23 protein-coding genes are annotated in these 26,985 nt (G+C 63.9%); 7 read left to right on the forward strand and 16 right to left on the reverse strand.

Annotated elements, in window-relative coordinates; translation table 11 throughout:
- The first annotated feature begins 55 nt into the window (after positions 1 to 55).
- Positions 56 to 1,582 carry an amidase gene (locus JNX00_RS07030; protein WP_204744503.1) on the forward strand — a complete coding sequence of 509 codons (1,527 nt, stop codon included), beginning with the start codon at positions 56 to 58 and terminating at the stop codon, positions 1,580 to 1,582.
- Between the two features lie 97 nt (positions 1,583 to 1,679).
- Here JNX00_RS07030 and JNX00_RS07035 read toward each other — a convergent pair whose 3' ends face one another.
- The 9 genes from JNX00_RS07035 to JNX00_RS07075 form a co-directional block, all read right to left on the reverse strand.
- The gene (locus JNX00_RS07035; RefSeq protein ID WP_204744504.1) at positions 1,680 to 2,399 is read right to left on the reverse strand and encodes a helix-turn-helix domain-containing protein; all 720 of its coding nucleotides are present in this window, start codon (positions 2,397 to 2,399) and stop codon (positions 1,680 to 1,682) included.
- A 493-nt stretch (positions 2,400 to 2,892) separates the two neighbouring features.
- Positions 2,893 to 3,360 (reverse strand): DUF4124 domain-containing protein, encoded by a 468-nt coding sequence (locus JNX00_RS07040; protein ID WP_204744505.1) that lies wholly within the window; start codon positions 3,358 to 3,360, stop codon positions 2,893 to 2,895.
- A 414-nt stretch (positions 3,361 to 3,774) separates the two neighbouring features.
- Positions 3,775 to 5,058, reverse strand: a complete 1,284-nt coding sequence (locus JNX00_RS07045; RefSeq protein ID WP_204744506.1) for an aminotransferase class III-fold pyridoxal phosphate-dependent enzyme — start codon at positions 5,056 to 5,058, stop codon at positions 3,775 to 3,777.
- On the reverse strand, positions 5,058 to 6,062 hold the full coding sequence (locus JNX00_RS07050) for a phosphotransferase (RefSeq protein ID WP_204744507.1): 1,005 nt from the start codon (positions 6,060 to 6,062) through the stop codon (positions 5,058 to 5,060). The genes JNX00_RS07045 and JNX00_RS07050 overlap by 1 nt, the downstream gene beginning before the upstream one ends.
- 99 nt (positions 6,063 to 6,161) lie before the next feature.
- A complete protein-coding gene (locus JNX00_RS07055; protein WP_204744508.1) occupies positions 6,162 to 6,575 on the reverse strand; it encodes a hypothetical protein in 414 nt (137 codons plus the stop codon).
- A complete protein-coding gene (locus tag JNX00_RS07060; RefSeq protein ID WP_204744509.1) occupies positions 6,518 to 7,753 on the reverse strand; it encodes a tripartite tricarboxylate transporter permease in 1,236 nt (411 codons plus the stop codon). Before JNX00_RS07060 ends, JNX00_RS07055 begins: the two co-directional genes overlap by 58 nt.
- A 24-nt stretch (positions 7,754 to 7,777) precedes the next feature.
- A complete protein-coding gene (locus tag JNX00_RS07065) occupies positions 7,778 to 8,236 on the reverse strand; it encodes a tripartite tricarboxylate transporter TctB family protein (protein WP_239478323.1) in 459 nt (152 codons plus the stop codon).
- Positions 8,237 to 8,259: 23 nt separating this feature from the next.
- The gene (locus JNX00_RS07070; protein ID WP_204744511.1) at positions 8,260 to 9,216 is read right to left on the reverse strand and encodes a tripartite tricarboxylate transporter substrate binding protein; all 957 of its coding nucleotides are present in this window, start codon (positions 9,214 to 9,216) and stop codon (positions 8,260 to 8,262) included.
- Between the two features lie 23 nt (positions 9,217 to 9,239).
- Complete coding sequence (locus JNX00_RS07075) at positions 9,240 to 10,688, reverse strand: aminotransferase class III-fold pyridoxal phosphate-dependent enzyme (protein ID WP_239478324.1); 1,449 nt, start codon at positions 10,686 to 10,688, stop codon at positions 9,240 to 9,242.
- On the opposite strand from JNX00_RS07075, the gene JNX00_RS22340 reads away from it, so the two are divergent.
- The 6 genes from JNX00_RS22340 (at position 10,596) to JNX00_RS07105 (ending at position 17,420) form a co-directional block, all read left to right on the forward strand.
- Positions 10,596 to 11,492 carry a zinc-binding dehydrogenase gene (locus tag JNX00_RS22340; RefSeq protein WP_239478271.1) on the forward strand — a complete coding sequence of 299 codons (897 nt, stop codon included), beginning with the start codon at positions 10,596 to 10,598 and terminating at the stop codon, positions 11,490 to 11,492. The genes JNX00_RS07075 and JNX00_RS22340 overlap by 93 nt on opposite strands.
- Before the next feature lie 42 nt (positions 11,493 to 11,534).
- A complete protein-coding gene (locus JNX00_RS07085) occupies positions 11,535 to 12,629 on the forward strand; it encodes an acyl-CoA dehydrogenase family protein (protein ID WP_204744512.1) in 1,095 nt (364 codons plus the stop codon).
- A gap of 102 nt (positions 12,630 to 12,731) precedes the next feature.
- Positions 12,732 to 14,252, forward strand: a complete 1,521-nt coding sequence (locus tag JNX00_RS07090) for a DNA internalization-related competence protein ComEC/Rec2 (RefSeq protein ID WP_204744513.1) — start codon at positions 12,732 to 12,734, stop codon at positions 14,250 to 14,252.
- 132 nt (positions 14,253 to 14,384) lie between these two features.
- Positions 14,385 to 14,810: a hypothetical protein gene (locus JNX00_RS07095; protein ID WP_204744514.1), complete on the forward strand. Its 426-nt coding sequence runs from the start codon at positions 14,385 to 14,387 to the stop codon at positions 14,808 to 14,810.
- 87 nt (positions 14,811 to 14,897) lie between these two features.
- Positions 14,898 to 16,337, forward strand: a complete 1,440-nt coding sequence (locus JNX00_RS07100) for a circularly permuted type 2 ATP-grasp protein (protein ID WP_070398772.1) — start codon at positions 14,898 to 14,900, stop codon at positions 16,335 to 16,337.
- Between the two features lie 123 nt (positions 16,338 to 16,460).
- On the forward strand, positions 16,461 to 17,420 hold the full coding sequence (locus JNX00_RS07105; RefSeq protein WP_070398771.1) for an alpha-E domain-containing protein: 960 nt from the start codon (positions 16,461 to 16,463) through the stop codon (positions 17,418 to 17,420).
- 28 nt (positions 17,421 to 17,448) lie between these two features.
- Here JNX00_RS07105 and JNX00_RS07110 read toward each other — a convergent pair whose 3' ends face one another.
- From JNX00_RS07110 to JNX00_RS07140, 7 genes are all read right to left on the reverse strand, one after another.
- On the reverse strand, positions 17,449 to 19,245 hold the full coding sequence (locus JNX00_RS07110) for a hypothetical protein (protein ID WP_204744515.1): 1,797 nt from the start codon (positions 19,243 to 19,245) through the stop codon (positions 17,449 to 17,451).
- A 73-nt stretch (positions 19,246 to 19,318) separates the two neighbouring features.
- Positions 19,319 to 19,771, reverse strand: a complete 453-nt coding sequence (locus JNX00_RS07115; RefSeq protein ID WP_204744516.1) for a type III secretion system chaperone — start codon at positions 19,769 to 19,771, stop codon at positions 19,319 to 19,321.
- A 165-nt stretch (positions 19,772 to 19,936) separates the two neighbouring features.
- Entirely contained in the window at positions 19,937 to 21,655 is a 1,719-nt protein-coding gene (locus tag JNX00_RS07120; protein ID WP_204744517.1) for a hypothetical protein, read from the reverse strand.
- Positions 21,656 to 21,809: 154 nt separating this feature from the next.
- Positions 21,810 to 22,904, reverse strand: a complete 1,095-nt coding sequence (gene mltB / locus JNX00_RS07125) for a lytic murein transglycosylase B (protein ID WP_204744518.1) — start codon at positions 22,902 to 22,904, stop codon at positions 21,810 to 21,812.
- A 14-nt stretch (positions 22,905 to 22,918) separates the two neighbouring features.
- Positions 22,919 to 24,976 (reverse strand): DUF3488 and transglutaminase-like domain-containing protein, encoded by a 2,058-nt coding sequence (locus JNX00_RS07130; RefSeq protein ID WP_204744519.1) that lies wholly within the window; start codon positions 24,974 to 24,976, stop codon positions 22,919 to 22,921.
- Positions 24,970 to 26,040, reverse strand: coding sequence for a DUF58 domain-containing protein (locus tag JNX00_RS07135; RefSeq protein WP_239478272.1), 1,071 nt, complete (start codon positions 26,038 to 26,040; stop codon positions 24,970 to 24,972). Before JNX00_RS07135 ends, JNX00_RS07130 begins: the two co-directional genes overlap by 7 nt.
- Positions 26,040 to 26,960, reverse strand: a complete 921-nt coding sequence (locus JNX00_RS07140; RefSeq protein WP_070398766.1) for a MoxR family ATPase — start codon at positions 26,958 to 26,960, stop codon at positions 26,040 to 26,042. Before JNX00_RS07140 ends, JNX00_RS07135 begins: the two co-directional genes overlap by 1 nt.
- Between the last annotated feature and the right edge of the window lie 25 nt (positions 26,961 to 26,985).

Consider the following 26,985-nt stretch of genomic DNA (forward strand, 5'->3'; position numbering starts at 1 on the left):
GGCTACCCGGATTTGGCGAAATTCATGTGCGTCCCATTCAACTTGGAGAGTAACCATGGATCGACGTAGATTCCTTTCTCAGGCAGCGGCGGCTTCCGCTTCAATCACTGCATTTCAGGTCGATGCTGCCGAAGGAACATCTAAGCTGAAGACACGTAGCTCTTCCTCCCAGCCGTTGTGGTCTTGGTCTGCGACGGATCTGGCCCAGTCGATTCGAGATGGGAAGATCACTTCTCGACAGGCAACTGAAAGTGCGCTGCAACGTCTAAGTGAAGTCAACCCTACCATCAATGCAGTGGTAGAGACCTTGAGCGACGAAGCGCTGGCAGCTGCGGATGCTGCAGACAAGCAAACGCAGAATACGCCGCGCTCGAAGCTTGCTCCTCTGCATGGGGTGCCCGTAACTACAAAAATCAACGTTGACTACGCTGGGCGCGCCACTACCAATGGCATCGTGGCCCTCAAGGGCGCAATTGCCAAGGAGGACTCATCACCGGTTGCCAACTTGCGCAAGGGCGGCGCAGTCATCTTCGGACGCACCAATGTGCCGGCATTCTCGTTTCGCTGGTTCAGCGACAACGATTTACACGGACAGACGCTCAACCCATGGAACAAGACTCTTACGCCCGGGGGGTCGAGCGGCGGCGCTGCCTCTGCGGTGGCCTCGGGTATTGGCGCGCTGGCGCACGGTAACGACATTGGAGGCTCGATTCGATATCCCGCCTATTGCTGTGGAGTGGTAGGTATTCGCCCATCCATTGGTCGAGTGGCGGGCTACAACCCGTCTTCCGGCAACATGCCTCGACCGATTGCGGTGCAACTGATGGCCGTTGAGGGACTTATAGCTCGCAATGTCGCTGACCTGAGAGTTTCTCTGCCTGTTCTGGCCGCTCGAGACGTGCGAGATTCATGGTGGAGCGAAGCAGCAGTGTCTCCGAAGCGTTTGCCTCCTCGAACTCGCGTGGCAATATTGGCAAGGCTTCCCGGCGTAAAGGTCGACCCTTCCGTTGCGAAGGGGTTGGAAGTCGCTGCTCGAGCGCTGACGAGTGCGGGGTACATCGTTGAGGAAGTAGTTCCCCCTCAGTTTGCGGAAACGGCCGACATGTGGTCGGGGTTTGCACTATCGGAGTTCGGGCGAGGCTTTCGAGCTGTGGCTGAGAAGATTGGCGATGCACGTATACGAAAGGCTTTGGGGACATGGATCGACATCACCAAGCTGTCTGACTTTGCTGACTTCAGCAAGATGCTCGGCGTGCGTGAGCAGGTAAGGACGGCCTGGCGGGTCTTCATGGAGAAGTATCCCGTCGTAGTGACCCCGGTCTCTTGGAAGGCGCCCTTCCCATTGGACTATGACCAGCAAGGTCCGGATGTATTCAGGGAAATCTTGCTGGCACAGGGGCCACTCTTCGTGGTGCCCTTCTTGGGTTTGCCTGCCCTTTCGGTGCCCACCGGCATTCAGGCAGGCGTGCCCACTGGAGTTCAGATAATCGCTGACCACTTCTGTGAGGGCCATTGCTTTGACATCGGAGAGGCCATTGAGAGTGCCGTACGACCGACTACGCCAGTAGATCCCCTCGGTTGAACGGTAGATCTGGCCGCCACCGCTTTGAAGTAACAACGTCCGACCCTGCTGTTCCCTGGTGCCGTGCACAACCTCGACCAGGCGCAACTATCAAGCGTTAGTGGCGGTGACGTGCGCGGCCTTGCCGGAGCGTCTCGGAGGGAAGCTCGCCGAACAGCTTCTTGTAGTCAGCCGAGAACCGTGAATAGTGCCAAAAACCCCAGCGGCTTGCAATGTCACACACACCGGCATCCCCTTCACTTCGGGCGAACTCCTTGCGAGCAGAGTTCAGCCGCGCGATCCTCAAGTAGGACTGCGGAGACATGCCAATGACTTCCTGGAAGCAGTAGGTCAGCTTGCGCGAACTAACGCCTGTGTGTCTGCACAGATCTAGCAGCGTAGGTGGTGAGTCAGGTTTCAAAAGTACAAACTCTCTTGCTCGTTCAAACACACGCTTTCGCTCTGTGTTGTGATACGCAAGTGGCTCGGACGCGCCACCTGACATTACATCGGCAAAGTGGATAGCCGCCTGCGTCGCAAGATCCTCGGCGCCAACAGCCGGCAACGTCAAAGTCGAGCGGCTCAGTAGTGCAACTACCTCGTCCAAAAAACCACGGGTGGCTTTCGTGAATTCATTGTTCGCCCAGCAACTGCAGCGAATCATTGGTCTTTCAGGACCAAGCACTGACTCAAGCAGGCTGGAGTCAACAACCAACCCCAATAGGGTGCACGTTGATGGAGTTGTCAGATCAATACTCGAGCTCGTCGGGCCAAACATTGCCTGCGAGCTCGAAGAGCTGTTCGGCGTGTCCTGAAACGCAATTCCGGCGGCGCTCATCTGGATCGATCCTCGCTGGCGAAGGGATCGATTGGTGAACTCCCTAAACACCTGTACTCCAGGGAGTCTGATGTCCAAGAAGTCGCCCATGAAAGCGCCGCACTCAAGTTGCTCATACTCAAGTGTCCAGTCTCGAAGCTGATCGAGATGCAAGTCGAGCTGAGAAGAGCGCGTCGCTCTTGTCGCGACTTGCGTAGACGAAGTAAGCAAACTGCTCAACGACATATGAGATATGGAAGGGCGTACCTAGATCGCTTGTCCAACTTCTAAACCTGGTCGCAAGTTTCGTGCCTCAGAACATGCCGCGCTTGGGGCATTCTGCGGTGAAAAGGTGCTGCGCACAATGGCGTTAGCGAGTACCCAAACGTTATTGCTGAGCGGCACGTATCGGCAGGGTGCCAAGGCCTCGAAGCGAACGATGCGACTGCACGCTTCGCGACAAAGGTGCCCTGCCAGTGCTAGCCCGCTTGAGCGAAAGGTATGGCCCCGTCACTCAGCACCCCACCGAGATAAACCGCTTGCGCAGGGAAAGTAGGCGTAGCTGCACCGACTTCATCGCCTCTCCAGATGCGGCGCGTTCCTGGCTCTCAGCCGCAGGTATCGCCTGATCCAGGTCCTGGCACTCGCGCCGCGACGCTGCGGAAAGCTTCGTTCGCTTGGCCTGGGTGTCCAACTGCTTGGAGTCCATGCCGGTGATCGGCCGCACCGCTTCGGTAAATTGTTCCCGGCGACGTTCGCGCTGAACATCAGCGCCCACAAGTTCATTCCCTGAAGTGGCATTGAGTCCTCGCGTGGGCTCGACATCAACCTTCTTGGCGCCAAGGCAAGGAGCGTCCGAGTACGTGACTTTGCCGCCAACCGCACAACGGTAGACGTCACGGCTCGGGGCAGGCAGCTTCTGCGCGTGAGAGCTTAGCGCAGGCGCAAGCATCAGGATGGCGAGGAGAAGGCGAAGACGCATGGATATGTATGGGACCTAACGTGTTCGCGTTGCAATGACGAAGATCTCTACGCTTTTGCTGAAGCTCAGTTGTGGCGCGGTGAGAAGCCCGTAAGACACGCTGTGACCAGCGTCGCGCTGAAGACCTACCCTTGGCGGACGTCCGCTTCTCTTCTGGCCGATTGCGGAAGTCTAGTCGCACGCCCGCTTGTAGCCAATTGTGAAGAAGGGAGGCGGTCAATGGATGCACGGGCGGCACGAAAAACCGGCTCGGACTGCCAGCTCAGATCGATTCAAACTGCCTAGTCGAGTCGGACTGGACCGACCGATCAGGAAGGATTGAAATATGCAGATAGTGGGTGAGAGCATTCGAGCAGGCTCCTTCTCTTTTTGCTCAAGCGAAGAATGGGGAGCAGCCCTCCTTCAATTCAGGCGTCAAACAGCGTGAGGCAGCACGCGAGGAGCCGCTCTCTCCAGGCTAGACATCTTGAGTTGAAGCACCTTGTTTAGTGCGTCTAAGAACAGTTCTGCATTCTCACGAGAGAAGATAAGAGGCGGTCGGATCTTCAACGTGTTCTTTCGGGACCCCATCGAACTAATCAAGACACCGGCATCTCGCATACCGTTCACGACATCAGAAGTCTCAACGCCGGACAGCATATCGAGGCCCCAATAGAGCCCGCTACCCCTCGCTTCGCCCACGACTGCTGGGTATGTGCTCGAAAGCCTCCTGAACCCATCTTTGAGTAGGAGGCCGACGCTTCGAGAATTCTCAATCAAGCCTTCATTCTCAATAACATCAAGAACAGCAAGGGCCACGGCGCAGCTGACATTGTTGCCTCCGAACGTGTTGAAGTAACCAAAACGCTGAGCGAAGGCATTCATGATTTCGGGCTTCGCCGCCAATGCCGCAATGGGGTGACCATTGCCCATGGGCTTTCCCATGGTCACGATATCGGGGATTGAGCCGTGAAGTTCGAATCCCCACATACCCCAGCCCATGCGACCAAACCCTGGCTGGACTTCATCTGCAACGAACAAGCCGCCAGCATCTCGAACAGCTTGCACAGCCTCCTGGAGGAAACCGGGAGGGTTGATGCAGAGTCCATCGCTAGAGACGATCGTGTCGATCAACAATCCCGCTGGCTTAACACCATCTGCACGCATCTTCTCTAGGCAGGCCTTAACCCCCAGGACGAACCCTGAGGGGCCCTCGTCTCCCAGAGGTGCTGACGTGATGTACACGTCTTTGCCTTTTGCGTAGCCCTTCATCGAGGGGGACATTCCACTCGTGAGTTCGGTGGTTCCGTGGTACGCGTGTGGGGTCACGATGAACCCTGTGCCGCCCGTGACGAACTTAGAAATTCTTATCGCAAGGTCGTTGGCCTCGCTCCCCGAGCAAGTGAACACCACGTTCTGAATATCAGGAGGCATCGTCGAAAGAAGCCGCTCGGCGAGTTCAGTTGGTTCCCTGCTGAGATAGCGAGTATGGGTGTTCAGCCGTGAGGCCTGCCTGGCCAGAGCTTCTACAACCAGTGGATGACAATGGCCAACGGCTGGAACGTTGTTGTATGCATCTAGGTATTTCTTGCCCGTGGAGTCGAACATCCAAACGCCCTCTGCGCGAACGAGCTCCAATGGTTCTTGGTAGAAGTGCGTGTAAGTTGGGCCGAGTGCCCTTCTTCGTCGCTCGAGTTGGTCGTGAACGTATGTGGACATCAGACAAACCTCATGGATTCGACCTCAGCTATGAGGGAAAGACGATGCTTTACATCGGCATCGCTTCTCTCGGGAAAGTGATTGCTGTGTGGATGACGCCTGCGGTGCCAGGACGTCACCAGTAAGCCGCTGGCCAAGCGCGCGGCGATGAGCCAATTGAGGACCGATAGCTCCGCAGCTCCCAATGGGACAACTGACCGGTACCCGTCGACAACATCGAGAATTGAGAGCTTCACTGAGTCCTGGATAGTGATCCCGCCTGAGCCAGGAGCACGAATCAGGTGAGCTCCAGCGGCGATTGCGAGGTCAGCGACGACGATGGTTTCGACCACGTCGCCGAAGTCAATTAGTCCAACGGCCCTGTCTGAGTCTCTCTCATCTACCAACAGATTGCGCAGATTCACATCGTTGTGAAGCGCCTGCCGAGGCAACGCTGAGAAGCTCGGCAGAATGCCCAGGTACCTGGAGAAGAAGTCAGTGAGGCTGGAGTGAGCGGAGAAGTCCCGCATCTCGTCCAGATACGGTTGGAGCAAGCGCGGTTGCGTGAGATCCCAGATGATAGGCCGCCGAAGACCGGGATGACTGAATCCACGAAGAGCCTTTGCGGTTGACCCGGCTAGAGCACCACAAGAAGTCCGCTGAGACCGTGAACCAGGTGCAGACTCAAGCGCAACCCCGGGCAACCATGTCATCAACTGCACCCAGCGTGATCGACCCGACCGGTCCACAACCTCAGCGAGAGCCCGACCAGCCTTCGTCTTGAGGATGCGAGGCACTGGAAGACTTGGGTCGCTCTTGGCGATGAAGTCCAGTGCGTAGGGTCCTAACTGTGCCGTGAACGGATTCACGTCTGAGCCAGAGATCTTGAGGACAAAGTCACCATCGCGGCCGCTCACGCGGAAGTTCTCATCCACTTCGCCGGTGAGCGCAGTGACGTTCCCGTCAATTCCGTAGACTTGACGGACCACTTCCTTGACCTTCTCGGTATCGAAAACAGAACTCATTGTGGGTCAAGTTGGAATGACACCGGTGTCAACCGAGGTGAACAGCAGGAAGTCTCAGCCTATCGGCCTGTACTATGCCCAAGCCGTTGATCGGACCTCTTAAAAATACATGGCGAGCTGGTCTATCTGCTCCTTTTGCCAAGCTTGTAATGCTTGACCTGGCGTGCGGTCGTGGTTTGCAGTGATAGGGCAAACGACATCAGTCGTAGTGCCGGACATCTGCTCGAGCACCGCAAGACCGAAGAAGGGCACCGAGACGGGGCAGTAGCCACCCTCGTGGGTAAGTACAAGGCGTCCTCTGCAGTGACGGCGTGCCACGTCTTGCACGGCCTCCGTCATCCAGCGAAAGGCCCTTCCATCCAGTAGCATGCGACCCAGTGGATCCATCTTTCCGGCGTCGTATCCGCAGGCCACGATGATGAGCTCTGGCTTGAACGCCTCCAGCGCCGGCAGGATCACTCTCTCGAAGGCGTACCGGTAGGCTCCAAAGCCGCCGCCTGGTAGCAGCGGCACGTTGAGGTTGTATCCACGACCATTAGGCGTGCCAAGCTACGGATCGACAACGCGAGCAACGCAAGGATGATGACGTTCAGTACAAGAAGTCCGACGAAGACACCATTGACGATCTCGGGGCGATCGAAGAAGAGCGTGGGCCCTGGAACGATTCCATGCACTACGAATACGCCCATGATGATCGCCGTGATGGCGTCACCGGGAATTCCAAGTGTGAGAACGGTGATCATCGCTCCACCCGAGTTGGAGTTGTTTGCGGATTCGGCCGCAACGATTCCTTCGGGATTCCCACTGCCAAAGGGCGTCGGGTTTTTCGCACCGCGCTGACTCCAGAAGTAAGCCAGCGAGGTGGACAGCCCTGCTCCGACCGCAGGAAGAATGCCGATCGCGCCTCCCAAAAACAGGCCCTTCGCCAGAGCCTTCGGGTAGCGAAGTGCCTCGGTCAAGCCTCGCCAAGTAAGTCCTGCCTTCTCAATCAATGTCGCATCAAACTTGGGTTTTGCAGAGGAGATCATGACGAGCGCCTGCGCCATACCGAAAAGACCCACCGCAACTGCCACCAATGGCAGGCCGCTGAGCATTCCGGACGACCCGAAGGTGAACCGCTGCTCGTTGGAGTTCGGATCGATGCCAATCGTCGCAATGAAGAAGCCCAGGGCGGTCATCGTTAGGGCCAGGAAGAACTGGCGCTGGTAGGCTTTGGCGACGCAGAGGGATGCCAACACGATGGCCAGCGCTGTCTCAGGAGCGCCAAACTTGCCCGCCATGGTCGATAGCGGTCGCGCTGCAAGGCCTAAGAGGAGGGCGCTGAGAATGCCTCCGAGAAATGCCGACATGAACGCCAGGGAGAGCGCGCGCTGCGCTTCACCTTTGCGCGCCATGGGGTAGCCATCGAACATCGTCATGATGGACGAGGCCTCACCCGGGGTGCGAATAAGAATGGAGGTGACGGCACCTCCGTAGAACGCTCCGCAGTAGACGCCTAGCAGGAGGCAGATTCCTGCGAGGGGCGGCATGCCATAGGTGAAGGGTAAGAGCACCGCAATCGTTACGCCGGGCCCAACACCGGGAAGAACTCCGACAACAATACCCAGAATTGCGCCAAACAGGATGCTGAGCATCACCGTCAGTGACGAAAGTGCGCTCACCCCTAAGGCAAAGTCTTGGAAGAATTCCATCTCAGTCTCGAACGAGCTCGTGAATTACAAGAAGCCGCCAAACGCCACCAAAAGCAGCTTGGCAAAAACAACCCAAAGCACAATGGCTAGAGGGATAGCCAGCGCCAAGGCGGTGCGGATTCGAAGTCCCGCGACAAGTCCTGCCAGGACAGAGAATGCGGCCGTGGAAATGAGAAGCCCTAGGACCGGGACCAAGAGTGCGTAAGCGACAAACGTGGCAACCACTATGAGCGCGACGCGCACGTTCGACTCGCTCGCATCAATTTCGTCAGACCCCTCAATCCGCGCATGGGGTTTGACGAGCTCGATCAGTGCACCCATGGTGGCAAGAGACAGCGCAACTCTCGGAAAGAAGGCTGTCGACTGATACCAGGGAATTGACGGGTCGTAAGGCGTTATCAGCCACGGAACGGCGTAGGCTGCGGCTGCCGACCCAATGGCAATCGCTAGCAAAAGAGCCCGATAGGGCCCTTTTGATGCCATCGATGCGTGAGTCTGACCCGTGCTCACTTCTTGCTCATCCCGAGCTCATTCATGAGCTCGCTGATCCACTTGTTTTCAAACTGGATGCGTTGTGCCATCTCTTGGCGGGTGAGCGGGTAGGCGGGTGAGCCAATGCGAGCGAGAAGCTCCTTGGGCTCTTTGTCGGTAAGTGTCTGGCGAACAGCCTCACTCAGTTTGTCGGCGATCTCGGGAGGCACTCCTGCAGGTGCGAACAGACCGACCCACATGTTGATTTCACCGAACCCCTCTTCTTCAGAAGTCTGTACATCAGGGTAGTGCTTGGCTCGTTCCGGAGCCCAACTCGAGAGCACCTTCACTTGCTTGGCCTTCACAAACGGCGAGACCATTTCAGCGCTGGTAGTGACCACGTCGGCATCGCCTGCAGTCAATTCCTTGGCGCTAGGATTGGGGAAGGAGACGATCTTGTAGCCAAAGCCTGCTTGCCTGGCGACGCGTGCCGCTACCAGCCCGATGACGGATGTTGGGGAGTACGTTCCGACAACGACCGGCTTCCCGGTGGACTTCGACCAATTTGCAAGCTCTTTGATGTTGTTGGCTGGAATGTCAGCACGAGCTGCGAGAACGAAGTCGGTCGAAAAAACGCCTGAGATAGGTGTGAAGTCCGTTTGCTTGTAGGGGGCAACGCCTGCCAAAACTTGAGCAATTCCGGCGCCGAGCGTGAAAGTTCCAAGGGTGTAGCCATCGGGTTTGGCCTTGGCAATTTCGTTGGTTCCGACGACGCCACCACCACCTGGTTTGTTGATCACCTGAACGGGAACCCCCAGCCGCTTGCTCATGCCCTGGGCAATCAGTCGAAGCAAAGCATCAGTGTCGTTGCCCGGAGGATACGGATGCACAAGTTCAATGGTCTTGGAAGGCCATTTGTCTTGCGCAAATGCAGGAGCCCATGCGGTGATGGACGTTACAGCAATCAGAGTGGATGCGAGGACAACTTTCATTGGATGGCTCCAGGTCAAAAAAGTTAAGCGCCTTCTGCGGCTTCGAACGCCAGGTGGAGAATGCGCATCGTTTCATCGACGTTTGCGCGCGTGAAAACAAGAGGAGGGGAGAGAATCAGCCGGTTCCCCTGGATGCGAATGATTGCGCCTTCGCGCAATGCGGTTCGCACCAGTGTTTGTGCATAAGGGGATGTCATCATCAGCATCTCGCGCGTCGACCGGTCGACCACCAGTTCTGCTGCGCACATCAAGCCTTTGCCTCGAACTTCACCCACATGGGAGTGACGCATCAGTTCCTGCATGCGCTCCAGAAGATAGCCACCAATCTCCAAAGCCTTTGCAGGAAGATCCTCTTGCTCGACGATGGCCAGGTTGGCATTGGCGGCGGCGCAAGCAAGTGGATGGCCGCTGTAGGTGTAGCCATGCATGAAAGGTGCAGGCACTCCCGGCTTGTCGAACGCGGAGATGACCCGATCATTCGCCAGGGTAGCGCCGAGAGGGACATAGCCCGAATTGATGCCTTTCGCCATGGCCATGATGTCGGGAGCTACGCCCCACGCGCGCGCGCCGCACATTGATCCCAGTCGCCCGAAGCCGGTGACGATCTCATCGCTGATGAGCAGGATGCTGTACTTGTCAAGAAGCTTTCGAAGCCCGGGCCAGAAGGACTCGTGGGGAACAATGACGCCGCCAGCACCTTGCACAGGTTCTGCAACAAACCCTGCGATAGTGTTCGCGCCTTGAAAAAGGATTTCGCGCTCAATGTTTGCAAGGCAAAGGGACGCTAGCCTCTCCGGGTCCGACTCATTCCAGAGGTTTCGATAGGTGTAGGGTGTCTCCACCTGGAAGAAGCCAGGCATCAGTGGTTCATAGGCTTGCCTAAATGCGGGGTTGCCGTTCAGCGAGGCACCTCCGAAGTGCACCCCGTGATACCCCAGCTTCAGCGAGAAGAACTTGACTCGATCGGCCTGGCCTTCGAGCTTCCAGTACTGGCGCGCAATCTTCAGTGCTGTCTCAATCGCGTCAGAACCACCCGACGAGAAGAACGCCCTGGCCATCTTCTCTGCGGAGAACATCCCCATCAGCCGAGCCGAAAGTTCGATTGCGGAGGGGTTCGAAGTTGACGTGAACGTGGAGTAGTAGGCAATCTTGTCCAGTTGGGCCGTGATGGCCTCTTTTATCTCGCGCCGGTTGTGTCCAACGTTGACGTTCCACAAGGAGGCGACTGTGTCTAAATATCGCTTGCCGTCGATGTCCCAGATGTAGACTCCGTCAGACTTCTCCACCACAAGCGGCGGTTGAGCTCGCGTGCGGCACGGATACAGCCAGGCGAGACACTTCTCGTTTTGGGGGCGGCCGGTGGGGTTGGAAGCGCCGCCGTGGAAGTTGGACGCGCTCTTGGCGCCAAAGTCCTGGCGGGAGCTTCGACTCAGAAGAAGCTGGACTTCGCAAAGTCGTGTGGTGCGGTCGATGGCGTGGTCTACGAAGCCGACCTTCTTCCGGGGGATCCACAGCGAGAACTGACGAGGCGGCTTAAGCAAGTTGCGCCAGAGGGTGTGGATGTGGTCTTCGACCCCGTGGGAGGGAACTACTCCGAACCAGCCCTTCGCTGCATGGCCAGAGGTGGTAGGCACTTGGTTGTTGGGTTCACCGCTGGTATACCGAAGATTCCGCTCAACTTAACTCTACTGAAGAGCTGTCAGATCGTTGGCGTTGACTGGCGCACCTTTGTTCGCGAAGACCCGGAGGGCAATAGCAGAAACGTGATGTCTCTCCTGGAGCTATGGTCAAACGGACGTATCCGACCACAAGTGACCGAGTCCTATCCGATGGAGAAGGCGCCACAAGCAATAGCTCGGCTTGAAGGACGGGATGTCATCGGTAAGGTAGTGGTTGAGGTCAGCGACTATCTCTACCTCACCGACCGACGAGCGAACATGATCATTTCTGGGGGCGTGAATATCTACCCTCAGGAAACGGAAAACGTGCTTCTTCAGCATCCCCTCGTAGCTGATGTTGCCGTGGTCGGCGTTCCGAATGCCGATTTTGGTGAGGAGGTTAAGGCGGTCATCGAGCTGCGTGATCCCTCGCAGGCCTCAGCCGCCACAGCCGCATTGCTGATTGAATACTGCCGGCAGCGCTTGTCTCATCTGAAGTGCCCGCGTAGTGTCGATTTTGCGAGTGGACTCCCCAGGAGCGAGACCGGAAAGCTGCTGAAGCGGCTTGTTCGTGACCAGTATCGGACTGCATCCGCTTCGCAGTCCAAAGTGAACTAAAAACACGCTAGCCCCAGACAGAAAACAGACCTTGATACCACCATGAACTTCGAACTTACTGAAGCCCAGCTTGACCTCCAGCAACGTGCGAGAAACTTCATCTCGACCGAGGTGTTGCCGAACTACCGCACCTGGCCCATCACTTCTGCGGAGTACAGCGCAGAGTTGACCGCACATCTCAAGGGAAAACTTGGCGAGTATGGTTTGACCAAACTGATTGTTCCTAAAGAGTTTGGTGGTCAAGGTCTGGGAGCAATGGAGGATGTCATCGTGCTCACCGAGTTTGCCAAGGCTCCCCGTCGTATGCCCGGTGGCCCGTTTGCACCTTGGCCGGTGCTCTACAAAGCGCCTGAACCGATTCGGCAGAAGTACCTTTACCCTGTGTTGGAGGGGAAAACCGGGTGGTCGATGTGCTTTACGGAGCCTCAGGCAGGTTCTGACTTGGCTCGTATCCAGACCAGCGCAGTGCGCAAGGGGGACCACTGGGTCATCAACGGCACAAAAATGTGGCGTACAGGTCACCACGGCGCTTCCTACACAGCTGTGGCAGCCGTAACTGATGCCAGCAAGGGGTACAAGGGTATCAGCGTCTTTCTTGTTGACAATGACACCCCAGGTTTCGAGAAGACCCGCGACATTCCTGTTATCTCGCGCACGTGGGGAATCGAGCAGGAGGTAAAGCTGGAGAACGTCATCGTGCCTTCTGAGAACCTCCTGGGGGAAGAAGGGGCGGGATTTGAGATCGCTCAGCACCAATTCAACAGATTTCGCATGCGCCTTGGTGGTTTGGCGTTGGGCATGGCTGAACGTAGCCAGCAGCTGGCTGTTGAATACGCAACAAGTCGCGAGGTCTTCGGAGGCAAGTTGAGTGACAACCAAGCCATCCAATGGATGCTCACGGACAACCACTTTGACACGGAGTCGATTCGGTGGAATACGTATTACGCCGCATGGATGGTGGACAAGGGTGGCTACAACAACTCGCGATTGCAGTCGTCCACAGTGAAGGCATACTGCATTGACGCTGGGTTGCGCGTGGTTGAAGGTGTACATCGCCTGCCTGCTGTTCTCTGGCGTTGCCTTGATTTCAAAGTATTCGAGGTATTCGCCGGCAGAGACGACCTTCAAGTCCGATAGGCGCAGTGATAGGCGGCGTTGGAAGCCGTGGCGAGCCGTGGGAAAGGTTGATTCGAGCCTCAATGCCGGTGGCTTCGAAGCAGAGCGCCGCGCTGGCCGGCCGTGGCCCGGCGCTGGCCCTTGCCCTGGGTGGCCGGCTGGGGCGGCGTGGCCTGCGCGGTCGGCTACGCGGTGTTCTCCGGCTGGGGCGTGCCCTCGCAGCGCACGGTGCTGATGCTGGCGCTGGTGGTGGGCCTGCGCTTGTCGGGTCGGCGCTGGCCCTGGCCGGCGGTGTGGCTGCTGGCGATGGCCGCCGTGCTGGCGCTGGACCCCTGGGCCTTGCTGTCGGCGGGTTTCTGGCTCAGCTTCGTGGCGGTGGGCCTGCTGTTCGCGAGCGACCCGGCGCGCGAGGCGCCGGCCAGCGGCCTGGCCTGGCGCGGCGCCCAGGCGCTCAAGCGCCTGCTGCGCGAACAGGCGCTGATGACGGTTGCCCTCGCCCCGCTGACGCTGCTGCTGTTCGGCCAGGTGTCGCTGGTGGGCCTGGCCGCCAACCTGATCGCCATTCCCTGGGTCACGCTGGTGGTGACGCCGCTGGCCCTGCTGGGCCTGCTGGCCCCGCCGCTGTGGACGGCGGCGGCGGGGGCGGTGGACGCGCTGGTGCCGCTGCTGCAATGGCTGGCGGCCTGGCCCGGCGCGGTGCTGCACCGGCCGGTGCCGCCCTTGCCGCTGGCCTTGGCCGCCGTGGTGGGCGGTGTGTTGCTGGCCATGCGCTTGCCGGCGGTCGTGCGCGCGGCCGGGGCCTGGCTGGTGCTGCCCGTGCTGCTGTGGGCGCCGCCGCGCCCGCCCGAGGGGGCGTTCGAACTGCTGGCGCTGGATGTGGGGCAGGGCGGTGCCGTGCTGGTGCGCACCGCGCGCCACGCGCTGCTGTACGACACCGGCCCGGCCTGGAGCCCCGAGGCCGACGCGGGCGAGCGCATCGTGCTGCCCTTGCTGCGGGCGCTGGGCGAGCGGCCCGACACCGTGGTGGTGAGCCACCGCGACAGCGACCACTCGGGTGGCGCCAAGGCCGTGCGCGCGGCGTTTGCGCAGGCGCGCTGGCTGTCGTCCTACGACGAAGCGCCGGCGAACCACTGCCTGGCCGGCCAGCGCTGGACCTGGGATGGCGTCGACTTCGAGATCCTGCATCCCGGCCCCGAAGCCTGGGCCAACCGTGGCCTGTCCACCAACGCCATGTCCTGCGTACTGCGCGTGGCGACCCGCCAGGGCGCCAGCGCCTGGCTCACGGGTGACCTGCCCGCCGCGCAGGAGGTGCGCCTGGCGCTGGAGCGGCCGAGCGAGCGCGCCACCCTGCTGCTGGCGCCGCACCACGGCAGCGCCAGCTCCTCCAGCCCGGTGCTGCTTAACAGCCTGCGGCCGCGCTGGGTGGTGGTGCAGTCGGGCTACCGCAACCGCTTCGGCCACCCGGCGCGGGTGGTGGTGGAGCGTTACGAGGCCAGGGGCATCCCCTGGGTGGAATCGCCGCGCTGCGGCGCGGCGACCTGGCGCAGCGACCGGCCTGACGAACTGCGGTGCGAGCGGGTGGCGGGGCGGCGGTACTGGCACCAGGACGTCCCGCTCGCGCCGGCGCCGCCCGCGGCCGATTGAGTCGGGGCGAGCGCCCAACCCCAATGGCCTAGGCCATTTCAGTGCCGACCCGGCGAACTTCGGCGGGCGCGCGGCCACACACGTTCGCCCGGCATTCGTTGCGGGGCTCACCCGCATTCCGTGTCGAGCACCATGTCCAAGTCCTCCTCTCTCTCCTATTTCGCCGCCCGCCTGCAGACCCAGTTCGACGGCTTCCAGCTCAAGCGGCAGGCCATGAACCCCAAGGCCCATCCAGGGGCCGACGCCAGGCTGCGCAGGTACTACAGCAAGCAGGGCAAGATCGTTGACGCGTTGTACGTGCGGGGCGGTGGCCTCTACGTCTCGCGCAACCCGCCGTCTTTCGGTGATGCGGGCAAGGCGTCCAGCCGCTACCGAAAGCTGGTGGGCGCGATCGCCAGCCAGTTTCGCAGCCGCGGTAACCCCAGCGCAGCCAGCCGCGCGAACCAATTGGGCGAGGCCGTGCGGCACCGGCCCACCGAGCCGGCGGCTGCGATCGCCTACGGCCGCCAGCTCCGGCAACTGAACCTCGATCTGGTCCTCGCCAGCGCCGACGAGTAAGTCGGCCGCGCCGGCGCGTCGGCCGTTGCACCAGGGGTTTCCCCTGGCCCGCTCCTTGCTATGCTCCCTCGGCAGGAGAGCAGCACCATGAGCCGACCCATGTTCGACGAGATGCACGCCCCGAACGGGGTTGTGCGGGAGCACTACCGGCACTACGCCCGCTGGCTGGCCGAACAAGCCGACGAGTCCATGGCGGCGCGGCGCGAAGAGGCGGAGATGATCTTTCGCCGCGTCGGCATCACCTTCGCCGTCTACGGCGCCAAGGACGAGGAAGGCGCCGGTACCGAGCGGCTCATTCCCTTCGATCTGATCCCGCGCATCATCCCCGCGCACGAGTGGCGCACCATGGAAGAAGGCCTGGTGCAGCGCGTGACCGCGCTCAACCGCTTCATCCACGACGTCTACCACGGGCAGGAGATCATCAAGGCCGGCGTCATCCCGGCTGAGCAGATCTTCCAGAACGCGCAGTTCCGCCCCGAGATGATGGGCGTGGACGTGCCGCACCAGATCTACTCGCACATCGCCGGCATCGACATCGTGCGCGCCCCCAACGCCGACGGCGAGGGCGAGTACTACGTGCTGGAGGACAACCTGCGCGTGCCCAGCGGCGTGAGCTACATGCTCGAAGACCGCAAGATGATGATGCGGCTGTTCCCCGAGCTGTTCGGCGAGAACCGCGTGGCGCCGGTGGCGCACTACCCCGACCTGTTGCTGGAGACCCTGCGCGCGGTGAGCCCGGCCACCACGGCCGAGCCCACGGTGGTGGTGCTCACGCCCGGCATGTACAACAGCGCCTACTTCGAACACGCCTTTCTGGCGCAACAGATGGGCGTGGAACTGGTCGAAGGCCAGGACCTGTTCGTCAAGGACAACTTCGTCTACATGCGCACCACGCGCGGCCCCAAGCGGGTGGACGTGATCTACCGCCGCGTCGACGACGACTTCCTGGACCCGCTGGTGTTCCGGCCCACGTCCACGCTGGGCTGCGCGGGCCTGCTGGACGTCTACCGCAGCGGCAACGTGAGCATCTGCAACGGCGTGGGCACCGGCGTGGCCGACGACAAGTCGATCTACCCCTACGTGCCCAAGATGATCGAGTTCTACCTGGGACAGAAGCCCATCCTGAGCAACGTGCCCACCTTCATGGGGCGCAACCCGGAAGACCTCAAGTACATGCTCGCCCACATGCAGGACCTGGTGGTGAAGGAGGTGCACGGCGCGGGCGGCTACGGCATGCTGGTCGGGCCCGCGTCCACCAAGGCCGAGATCGAGGCCTTCCGCCAGGCGGTGGCCGCCCACCCCGAGGGCTACATCGCGCAGCCCACCCTGTCCTTGTCGACCTGCCCCACCTACGTCAAGAGCGGCGTCGCGCCGCGCCACATCGACCTGCGGCCCTTCGTGCTCTCGGGCAAGGAGGTGCAGATGGTGCCCGGCGGCCTCACGCGCGTGGCGCTCAAGGAAGGCTCCCTGGTGGTGAATTCGTCGCAGGGCGGCGGCACCAAGGACACCTGGGTGCTGGAGGATTGATGCACCCCCGCGACGCTTCGCGTCACCCCCTCAAGGGGGCGGCACCAACGGCCCGGCAAAGCCGGTTCCGTGGTACCTCTGGGTTGTGCTGCCGCCTCATGCCGGTTTGATGGAGTCCTAGACATGCTGTCCCGCACCGCCGACCACCTCTTCTGGATGTCGCGCTACACCGAGCGCGCGGAAAACACCGCGCGCATGCTCGACGTCAACTACCAGACCTCGCTGCTGCCGCAGTCGGCCGCGGTGGCCCAGGTGGGCTGGGAGGGCCTGCTCACCATCAGCGAGCTGCTGCCGGCCTACCGCGCGCAGTACGGCCAGGCCATCACGCCGCGCAACGTGCTCGACTTCATGGTGCGCGACGAGAACAACCCGTCGAGCATCGTGTCCTGCCTGCGCGCGGCGCGCGAGAACGCGCGCGCGGTGCGCGGCGCGCTCACCACCGAGCTGTGGGAGATGCAGAACCAGACCTGGCTGGAACTCAACCGCGCGCTGCAGGGCAAGGCCTTCGAGCGCGACCCGGGGCAGTTCTTCGAGTGGGTGAAGTTCCGCTCGCACCTGTCGCGCGGCGTGGCCATCGGCACCATGCTGCAGGACGAGGCTTTCCATTTCTACCGCATGGGCACCTTCCTGGAGCGCGCCGACAACACCGCGCGCCTGCTGGACGTGAAGTTCCATGCGGTGCACAGCGACTTCTTCGGCGCCGCCAGCGAGCTCGACCAGGAATACGACTTCTACCACTGGAGCGCGATCCTGCGCAGCGTCAGCGGCTTCGAGGTCTACCGCAAGGTCTACCGCGACGTGATCACGCCCGAGCGCGTGGCCGAGCTGCTGATCCTGCGCGCCGACATGCCGCGCAGCCTGGCCGCCAGCCTGAACGAGGTGGTCAACAACCTGGCCGTGGTCGCCAGCGATCACAGCGGCGAGACCCTGCGCCGCGCCGGCAAGCTCAAGGCCGAGCTGCAGTACGGCCGCATCGATGAAATCCTGGCCACCGGCCTGCACGCCTACCTCACGCAGTTCCTGGACCGCGTGAACGAGCTGGGCTGGCGCATCAGCCAGGACTTCCTGGTGCCGGCGGGCTGAATCGCCGGCCGGACGCGGCCCCGATGGCTCAGTTCACGGGGATCTGGAACACCCCGTTCACGGCGTTGCGGACGTCCGGGTCCTGCTGGCTGGGGTCGTACTCCGGTGCGGCCGGCGCCTCAACCCCTGTGCGGGTGGCCTGGGCCCGGTTCGCCGAATCGGCCAATTGCATCAGGGTCTGGCTGATGCCGAGCAACTGCTCGGCCGTCGCAAAGCGTGGATCGGTTGCGTCACCGCCCGAGGCATTCCACAGGTCCTGGCCCATGCCTCGAAGGGTCTCGACGAGCCGCTGTGTGGCGGGGCTGGCGAGCGCTTGGGCGTGCCTTGGCAGCTGGTCTGGGCCCATGTTCGTGAACAAGGGCTCATAGACGCTGTACTCGAAGTCGCGGACATCGTCGGCGCCCGTCTGATGCAAGCCCTTGAGCAGCTCCTGCTGGGTTTTCACCTTGGCCAGAACCCTCTGGGTCGCCGCCAGGGCGTTCAAGGTCGCGTGCAGGTCGCCCTGGTTCAACTGGTCCAGTACGGGTAGCAAGGCCTCATGGCATTCCCGTACACCCCAATCGAGTCGCTCGTCGATGGCCTGGGCAAGGGTGGGCTCGGCCTGGGTGTTGCCGAAGATGGCCAGGGCCTTGGACAGCGCGGGCAGCTCCGCCGCGCTCAGCTCATCGAGGGCCGCCTGATGGAGCACCAGCCGAGGGACGTGATGGACGATCGCCTCGAATGCCTGCGTGACCTGCGGGTCGGTGCTCAGGCCATGCGCGCCATGGTGCTTCTGCAGCGCCTTCCATTGTCCGGCGGCGTCGATGATGCGGCGCAGACCCTGCGGGTCCACCTGACCGGGGGGTGAGAGCGACAACAGCGCACCTTGGGCGGCGGCCAGGAAGCGCTCCTGCGTGTGTCGCTGGCGTTGCACCGCGACGTCCGCGATGAGGGTGTCGATCAGGTCGGTGCTTCTGGCGACCCAATGGGCGCTGTCGGCCGCTTGCAGCGCGGCTTGGTCTTCGCTGGGCAGGGCGTCCAGCAAGGTCTTGATGTCGCTGGCGGAGACATCGCCCTTGCTGAGGAACCCGTTGAGGGCCGCGCCCAGCACGCTCAGCGCCAGTTGGGTCTCATCCCCGTATTTCGCGGCATGGTTCATGCCGTATTGGCCCATGATGTTTTTGACCACGCCCGACAGACCGTTGTACGTGTCTGGGGCGCGAGGCGACTGTTGCTGGGCCTCCGCGATGGCTTCCTTGAGCCTGGGCAAGAGTTGGGTTCTTCCATCGGCGAAGACGCGACGCTCGACTTCCGCGCTCAACGCCTGGCTCAAGCGCTTGAGAGGCAGCGCCACCGCGGCATCGGTTCCGTCCGCGAACAAGATCTGGAGTTGGGTGCGCAAGGTCTTGAGTTCGGCGGGCGTGAACTGAGCCAGGTGAACCTCGAAGCGCTGGGTCAGCAGCTGATCCAGCGGCACGCCGCGCTGCGTCACGGGCGCGGCGGTGTTTTCGATGGCGCCGAATGCCTTCTTCAGTGCCTTCGAACTGAGGTTTCCCTGAGGATGGATCAGGTTGCCCAGCAGATCACCAACGGCCCGGCTGGTGTCTTTCAGCGCATGGCGGTACTTGGGGTCGACCCGCACACCGCCAGGGGTCATGGCGTTGAGGAAGCGGCTCCATCCACGCACCATGCCATGGGCCACCTTGTTCCATCCGGTGCGTTTCGCTTGGGAGGGCAGCACGGTTGCAGCCCGCGACCTCCCATGGAACTTTCCGACAGGGCTGTCGTGGAACACATGGTTGATCGGCAGGGGCAGGTGAGCGGTGGTGGTGTTTCCAACTGGCATGGTCGTCTCTCGCTGAACGTGAATGCGCGGAGGGTTTGGTCGACGCCGGGCGCCAGGCGCGGCGCGGCCGGCTTCAGACTGAAAGAAAGGAGGGGGCGGCCGGGGGGCGCGGATCGGCGCTGGCCGCGGTGGACGGGAGGGCAGCGAAGCGTTCCTGCCACGTCTCCGCCGCATCGATGAAGCGCTGCAGGCGCGACATGATCAGTTCGGCCGTCCAGCCGTGGTTGCCGATGTCCGAGCACAGCACGATCTCGTTGAACTCGACGTCGATGGCCAGCGCGGCGCCGCCGGTGTCGGCGCCGAAGAGGTTGGCGCTGAGCAGTTGCTCGAAGGTGCGTTCGCGATCGCTCGTGGGCACGGGGCCCAGCGTGCAATAGATGTGCAGCAAGTGGCTGCTGCCACTGGCCTCGAAGTTGACGTCGATGCGGTCGTCGACCCGCAGTCGCGCGCAGCCGTGTTCGTCCAGCCGCAGTTCGGGCACACCCATGGCCGTGGCGATGGCCTGGATGACGTCATCGGTGTTCATGGGCTTCTCCATGGGCAATGGGCGGCGGTGCGGCGTGCCCCGTGGCCCGCCGTCTCTGTTCGACGGTGTTGGGTGGCCGGGCGCCGAACGCCTGTTCCGTGGAAAAAAGGCCGTCGGTCAATAGGATGGGGGGTACCCGGCTTGGGCCGTCTTGGAGGGGTGGAGTCATTCCATGGGCCGCTGAACGAGTCCGTCGGTGAAGCGAAACGCGATCGCGAAGGTCTTGCGGTCCAGCAGTCCGGCGGCCGCTTGGGCTTGCTCCTTGGACAGGCTCTTCATTTCGCCGGTCTTCTGCAGTTGCTGGGCCAGGGCGCCTTTGAGCAGCAGCAGCTGGGTTCCGATCCGGCTGAACGCGGCCTTGTCTGTGGCGTCATCGTCCTCCGCCTGCAGGCCCATGTTCATCAGCACCTGGGTCAGCAGCAGCGTCTGCTCGTCGTTGAGGGTGGCGAAGGCCGACTTGAGCGTGTGTGGCGCGGCGTTCTCGAAGACTTCCTGGAAGAGCCGATAGGCCAGTTCGGTCCTGCCGTCGATGTCCAGGCGGCGGCCCGCCAGGGCCTCGTGGATCGGCACCAGCGATTCGAAGTGCCGATCCACCTCCGCCAGATACCCCAGGGCCACGTCCAGGTCGCCGTTGGCCAGTTGCCTCAACGCCCTTTGCAGGGATTCCGCGCACGGCTCTCGGCGGAATGCTTGGCGCTCAGCGATCTCGCGGACGAAGGCCTGGGGGTCGTGCGGGATGTTCAGCGTTTGCAGGGCCTGGCTCAGCGGGTGCAGTTCCTGATCCGATAGCGCATCCAGAGGCCGATCCGGCAGCTTCAGGTGCTCGCTGGCGAGCCGGGTGGTCATGGCCACGCGGTATTGGAATCCAGCGGCAGCGGTCGGGCGGTTCAGGGTGTTGCAGTGCTTCTGCAAGGCGGCCCAGGCATCGGCCAGCTTGACCAGTGTCTCGATCGAGGGTTGCTCGTATGCCGCCTTGCAGGCGTCGCGCAGCGCTGCGACGAGCGTTGCCTCGGTTTGCGCGATGGCCTTTTTCAGCAGTCGGTCGACGGCCCGGCCATCCACGGACATATGTTGGGGTCCCGCCGCTAGCCAGGCGGCCTGGCGGGAGGCGGGCATCGCTTGGAAGAAGCGCTTGAGTTGTTCGTCGTCGGCGGGTTGCCCCTGCAGCCACAAGGCGCAGAGGGGCTTGAGCAGCGCCTCGCCCAACGCGACAGGGTCTTCAGCGGGGCCCACCAACTGGTAGTTCTGCAGCAGGCGAACGGCTTTTCCCCAGGCCTGTGACAGCTGGTCGTCCATGGTGGCTGGGTCCTTGTTCTCGCTGGCTTGGAGGGCCTTGTCGAAGAACTTCAGGATGTCTTGCCTGTCCTTGCGCAAGGCATCGATCTCGCGAACCAGGCCGCGCAGAACGGCATCACGCTGGCCGCTTGGGGCCAGGTCGACGCGCGCTTGCAACTGATCCAGGTCCTCAGGCGGCAAGGCGAACAGTTGCATGCGCAGGCATTTGCGGAATGCGTCGGTCGCCTGATGGGCATCGGCGTTGGTCAGGGGACGGCTGGCCCGGTTGATCCGGTCCAGGTGCCCATCAATGGCCTCGGGTGACGGCAGATCGACAAGCAGGTGGGCCAGCAACAGTTGCGTGGCTTCATGGGTTTTCTGGCTGGCCTTCTCTTGTGTCCGCTGGGTGCGCGCGGCAGGGGGGGCCATCAGCTTGGCCCATCGGTGCTGAATTTTCTCCAGCAAGGACCTCTGGCGCTTCAAGCGGGGGGCTTGAGGTGGAAGAAGCTGAAGGCCTGGCTTGGTGGGCTTGCCGTCGGCGGGGCGCTTGGGGCCGGGGAGGGGGGCGACTGTGTGATGCCGGAGTTGGGCTGCTTTGCTGCGGATCATGTGGGGGCCTCGAAGCCGGTCTTGCCCGATCCGTGCCCCGCTCGGTCGTGAGGGTTCCGTGGTCTGCGCCGGCCTCGGCCGCATGGCGGTGCTGGTGCCGACCAGCGGGAAACCGCCCCCATCGAATGGCCGATGGCTCGGCCGCCCCAGCCGCTCAGCGCTCGGGCAGCGCCGCCTTCACCGCCTCGCCCAGCTCGATCACCGCCAGCGCGTAGTAGCTGCTCCAGTTGTAGCGGGTCACCACGTAGAAATTCTGCGTGCCGGCCACGTAGCTGGACGGCGCGCCCGCGTTCTGCAGCTCGACCAGTGCCAGCGGGCCGGGGTGCTGCAGCGCCGCGCCCTCGAGCATGGCGCCCTTGGCCTGGAAGGCCTCCACCGTGAAGCTGGGCAGGATGTCGGGCGCGAGCAGGGTCTCCAGGTCCAGCGTGGCCGGGTCGAAGCGCACCGGGTAGTGCGTGGGCATGCCGGGTGTCCAGCCGAAGGCCTTGAAGTAGTTCGCCACCGAGCCGATCACGTCGGCCGGGCTGTCGAACAGGTCGACCTTGCCGTTGCCGTCGAAGTCGATGGCGTAGCGCGCCCAGCTGCTGGGCATGAACTGCGGCAGGCCCATGGCGCCGGCGAAGCTGCCCAGCAGGCCTTGCGGGTCGCTGCCGTTGCGCTGGCACAGGCTCAGCAATTGCTCCAGCTCGTCGCGGAAGAAGGCGCTGCGCGCGGCGGCGCGTGGGTGGCTGGCGGGGAAGTCGAAGGCGAGCGTGGTGATCGCGTCGATGACCTTGTGGGTGCCGGTGTGGCGGCCGTAGAGCGTCTCCACGCCGATGACGCCGACGATGAGCGAGGCCGGTACGCCGAACTCGGCCTCGGCGCGCGCCAGGGCCTCGCGGTTGTCCTGCCAGAAGGCTTGCCCGGCGGCGATGCGCGTGGGCTCGATGAAGCGCGCGCGGTAGGCGGCCCAGTTCTTGGGCACGCCGCGCGGCGGCGGCGTGACGCCGCGGATGGCGGCCTCCAGCCGCTGCGCCTGGCCGATCTGCGCCAGCACCCAGGCCGGGTCGAGCTGGCGGCGCGCGGCCAGGTCTTCGGCGAAGGCCATGGCGGCCGGGTGGTCGCGGTAGAAGAAGGGCGCTCGCGCGGACGGGCGGCTCGTGGGGCGCTGCTTGGCGAGGGGGGTGGCCTGGGCCAGGGCGACCGGCAGCGGCAGGGTGGACAGCGAGAGGGTGGCCAGGGCGGCCAGGGCGATCGATCGGCGTTGCATTGCCCGCGATTGGATCACGCGCGGCGGCGGACCGGCCAGGCCAGCCGGCGGAATTCCCGCCTCAGCTGGGCGAGGGTGCTGCCGCTGTCGCGCCCGTAGCGTTGGGCTTCGAGGCGCAACAGCCAGTCGGCCAGACCTTGAACGGCCGGGCCATCGCCCAGTTGCGCCTTCATGCGTTGAGCCAGTTCGCGCGGGGGCGTGCGCTCGTCCGAGGCCACGCCCAGGCGTTCCAGCCGCTGGCGCGCGCGCCGCAGCAGGCGCAGCCAGGGATCGTGCCGCTGGCGTTCCCACAGGGCCCAGAGCGCGCCCAGCAGGCTCACGCCGACCACCACGCCCAGCAGCACGGTGGCCAGGTCCTGCCAGCTTGGCGAGGCGAAACCCAGCGCGCGCAGCAGCTCGAGCTGGCTGCCCTGCGTGTAGTCCAGCACCCACTGGTTCCAGGCATTGTTGACGGCCTCCCAGGTGGCGCGCAGCTGCGCCGTGAGCGTGGGGTTGAGGTTGCCGAGCGCGCCGGCGAAGGCCCCCGCGAAACCGGCGGCGGGCGCCTGCAGGCGCTGCACGGAGCCGATGCGGCCAGGGAAGACCGCGCCCGTGGGGTCCACGCGCACCCAGCCCTGGCCCTGCAGCCAGACCTCGGTCCAGGCGTGGGCGTCGCGCTGGCGCACGGTCCAGTAGCCGTCGACGGTGTTGGTTTCCCCGCCCTGGTAGCCCGTGACCACGCGCGCCGGGATGTCCATGGCGCGCATGAGCACGGCGAAGCCGCTGGCGATGTGCTCGCAGAAGCCCGCCTTGCGGTCGAACCAGAACTCGTCGGCGGTGTGCCGGCCGTAAACGCCGGGCTCCAGCGTGTAGCGGTAGCCGCCGGTGCGCAGGCGTTCGAGCGCGGCGTTCACCAGCGCCGGCGCGGCGGCGGGGCCGGGGCCGTGCTGTCGGCGCATCTCCTGCGCCAGCTGCAGGGTGCGCGGGTTGAAGCCGGGCGGCAGTTGCAGGTAGTCCTGCAGACCGATCTGTGCCTCCAGCGGGCCGTGGCCGAAGTCCAGGTGGCTTTGCGCCCGGTAACGCACCAGGCTGTTGATGGGGCGCTGGGCGGTCCATTGCAGCGCTTCGCTCATGCGCACGCGGTTGCCGCCGGGCAGTTCGGGCGCGGCGGTGGCGGCTTCCAGCACGAAGACCCAGGGGCGCCGGTTGGGCTCCAGCGTGACCTCGTAGCCCACGGGCTCGCCGCGCGGGCGCAGCTGGGCCGTGAGGCGCTGCTCGCGCGGGAAACCCGATTCGAGCGGGCGCCACTGCCGGCCGTCGAAGCTGCCGAACACCGGGCCGCGGAAGTACAGCAGGCCGGCCGGCGGTGGGCGCGGGTCGTCGAAGCGCACGCGCAGCGCGATGCTGTCGTCCAGCGCGAGCTGGGCGATCTCGCCCACACGCATCTCGTCCGACAGGCCGCTGCGCCCGCTCGGGTCGGTGTTCGGCGTGCCCCACAAGGGCGCCAGGCGCGGGAACAGCAGGAACAGCACCAGCATGATGGGCGCGCCCATCAGCGCCATGCCGGCGGCGTAGCGCGCGGCCTGCGACAGCGGCGGCTGGCCCACGGGCATGTGCGCGTTCACCAGGGCCGTGAGTAGGCCCAGCAGCGCGACCAGGATGCCGGCCGCCGTGAGCAGCGACTGCGAGTAGAAGAAGTGCGTGAGCAGGGTGAAGAAGGCGAGGAAGAACACCACGAAGGCGTCGCGACGCGCGCGCAGCTCCAGGGTCTTGAGCGCCAGCAGCACCACCACCAGCGTGACGCCGGCCTCCTGGCCAAGCAGCGTGCCGTGGCTGGCGAAGGTGGCGCCCAGCGTGAGCAGCAACAGCCCCAGGCGCCAGGGCCAGCCGGGCAGGGGGGCGGCGCGCAGCGCCAGCCGGGCGCGCCAGGCCAGCACGCCGGCGGTGAGCGCCGTGGTCCACCAGGGAATGTGCGCGGCCTGCAGGGCCACCACCCAGGCGATGACCGCGAGCACGAACAGGGTGTCGCGCGTCTCGCGGGGCAGCGAGGGTGGCGCACCGGCGGCGCGGGACGTTCGAAGCGCGTTCAGCACAGCGCGAGCGCCTCCAGGCACTGGTTGCGGTGCACCGGGCCTTGGTCGGGGGCGATCTCGCGGCCCGGCAGGCGAAGGCCATAGTCGAGTTCGAGCCGGTCGGCCATCAGCACCCAGGCGGTCAGGCGCGACACGCGTCCTTCCAGCCCCGTGCCGCCGCACTGGTTCAGGTCCAGCCAGAGCCGCTGGCGCTGGCTGGACAGGGCGTCGCGGCTGACCAGCTCGTCGCGCCCGCTCGCGAAGGCCTGGGCGGCCTTCTTCCAGACCACGGCCTTCATCGGGTCGCCGCGCCGGTAGGCGCGCACGCCGTCGTATTCGCCCGTGGCCTGCACGCGCGCGCTGCCGGCACCGCCCGACAGCGGTTCGCCGGGCGGCAGTGGCGGTGGGTGCTCTTCCGGCGTGGGGTAGACCAGGGCCTGGGCGGCCGGGCGCCACACCGTCCACACGCGAAAGGTGCCGAGCGGGAACAGGGTCATGGCGCTGAGTGCCGGCAGCTTGTGCAGGCCGCGCGCGGGCGGTTGCCAGGCCAGCTGCAGATCGGCGCTGCCTTGGGCGGGCACGTCGGCCCAGGCCAGGGCCGGCGCGCCGCCGTCCTCGGGGAGCACGCCGAGGCCGATGCCGTGGCGCGCGCGCCGCCGCTCGCTGGACAGACGCACCTCCAGCACCACCGCCTGGTGCGCGTGCACCGGCTCGGGCGGGTGCAGGTGCAGCGTGAGACCCCGCAGGTTGTTGTGGCACACGTGCATGCCCACCAGGGCGCTGCCGGCCAGCAGGAAGGTCAGCAGGTAGCCCAGGTTGAGCTGGTAGTTGATGCTGGCCACCAGCAGCAGGAGCAGGGTGAGGGCCAGCATCCAGCCCGGGCGCGTGGGCAGGATGTAGACGTTGCGCTGGGTGAGCGTGAGCGTGTCGCTGCGCCTGAGCCGGTTGTGGAACCAGGCCCGCGCGCGCGCCCTGAGGTTCAGCCCCGCGGGTATTGCACCCAGGGCGCCGCGGAACCGGCGTTGCCGGGCCGCTGGCGCCGCCCCCTGGGGGGAGGCGCCGAAGGCGCTTCTGGGGGGGCTCATTACGGCAGGGGGACGGCGTCCAGCATCGCGCGCACCTGCTCCAGCGGACCGCGCCCGGCGTCGCGCACGGGGATCAGCCGGTGCGCCGTGGTCTGCGGCAGGATGGCGGCGATGTCGTCGGGCGCCACGTAGTCGCGGCCTTGCAGGAAGGCCTGGGCCTTGGCCGCGCGCACCACGGCCAGCGCGGCGCGCGGCGACAGGCCCTGCAGGAACCAGCGGCCGCTGCGCGTGGCGTTGACCAGGTCCTGCAGGTAGTCGAGCACCGGTTCGGCGGTGTGCACCTCGGCCACGGCGCGCTGTAGGCGGGCGAGCTCGTCGGCGTCCAGGGCCGGTGGCATCGAATCGATCAGCTCGCGCCGGTCCTGGCCGCGCAGCAGCTCGCGCTCGGCGGCGCGGTCGGGGTAGCCCAGCGACAGGCGCATGTGGAAGCGGTCGAGCTGCGATTCGGGCAGGGCGTAGGTGCCCAGTTGGTCGTGCGGGTTCTGCGTGGCGATGACGAAGAAGGGCTGGGGCAGGGCGCGCGTCTCGCCCTCTACCGTCACCTGCTTCTCTTCCATGGCCTCCAGCAGCGCGCTCTGGGTCTTGGGGCTGGCGCGGTTGATCTCGTCGGCCAGCAGCACCTGGGCGAACACCGGGCCCGGGTGGAAGACGAAGGCCTCGCGCCCGCGCTCGTAGATGGAGACGCCGATCAGGTCGGTGGGCATGAGGTCGGCGGTGAACTGCACGCGCGCGAACTGCAGCCCAAAGCAGCGCGCCAGGGCATGGGCCAGGGTGGTCTTGCCCACGCCGGGCACGTCCTCGATCAGCAGGTGGCCGCCCGCGAGCAGGCAGGCCACGCAGTCGCTGACCTGCTGCGGTTTGCCCACGATCACCGTGTTAAGCTGGCTCAGCAGGCGCTGGATCTTGGAGTCTTGTTGCATCTGGGCTTGCATATTGGCCGCGATT

It is taken from the genome of Hydrogenophaga sp. YM1, from assembly GCF_016903055.1.
Taxonomy (GTDB): domain Bacteria; phylum Pseudomonadota; class Gammaproteobacteria; order Burkholderiales; family Burkholderiaceae_C; genus Hydrogenophaga; species Hydrogenophaga borbori.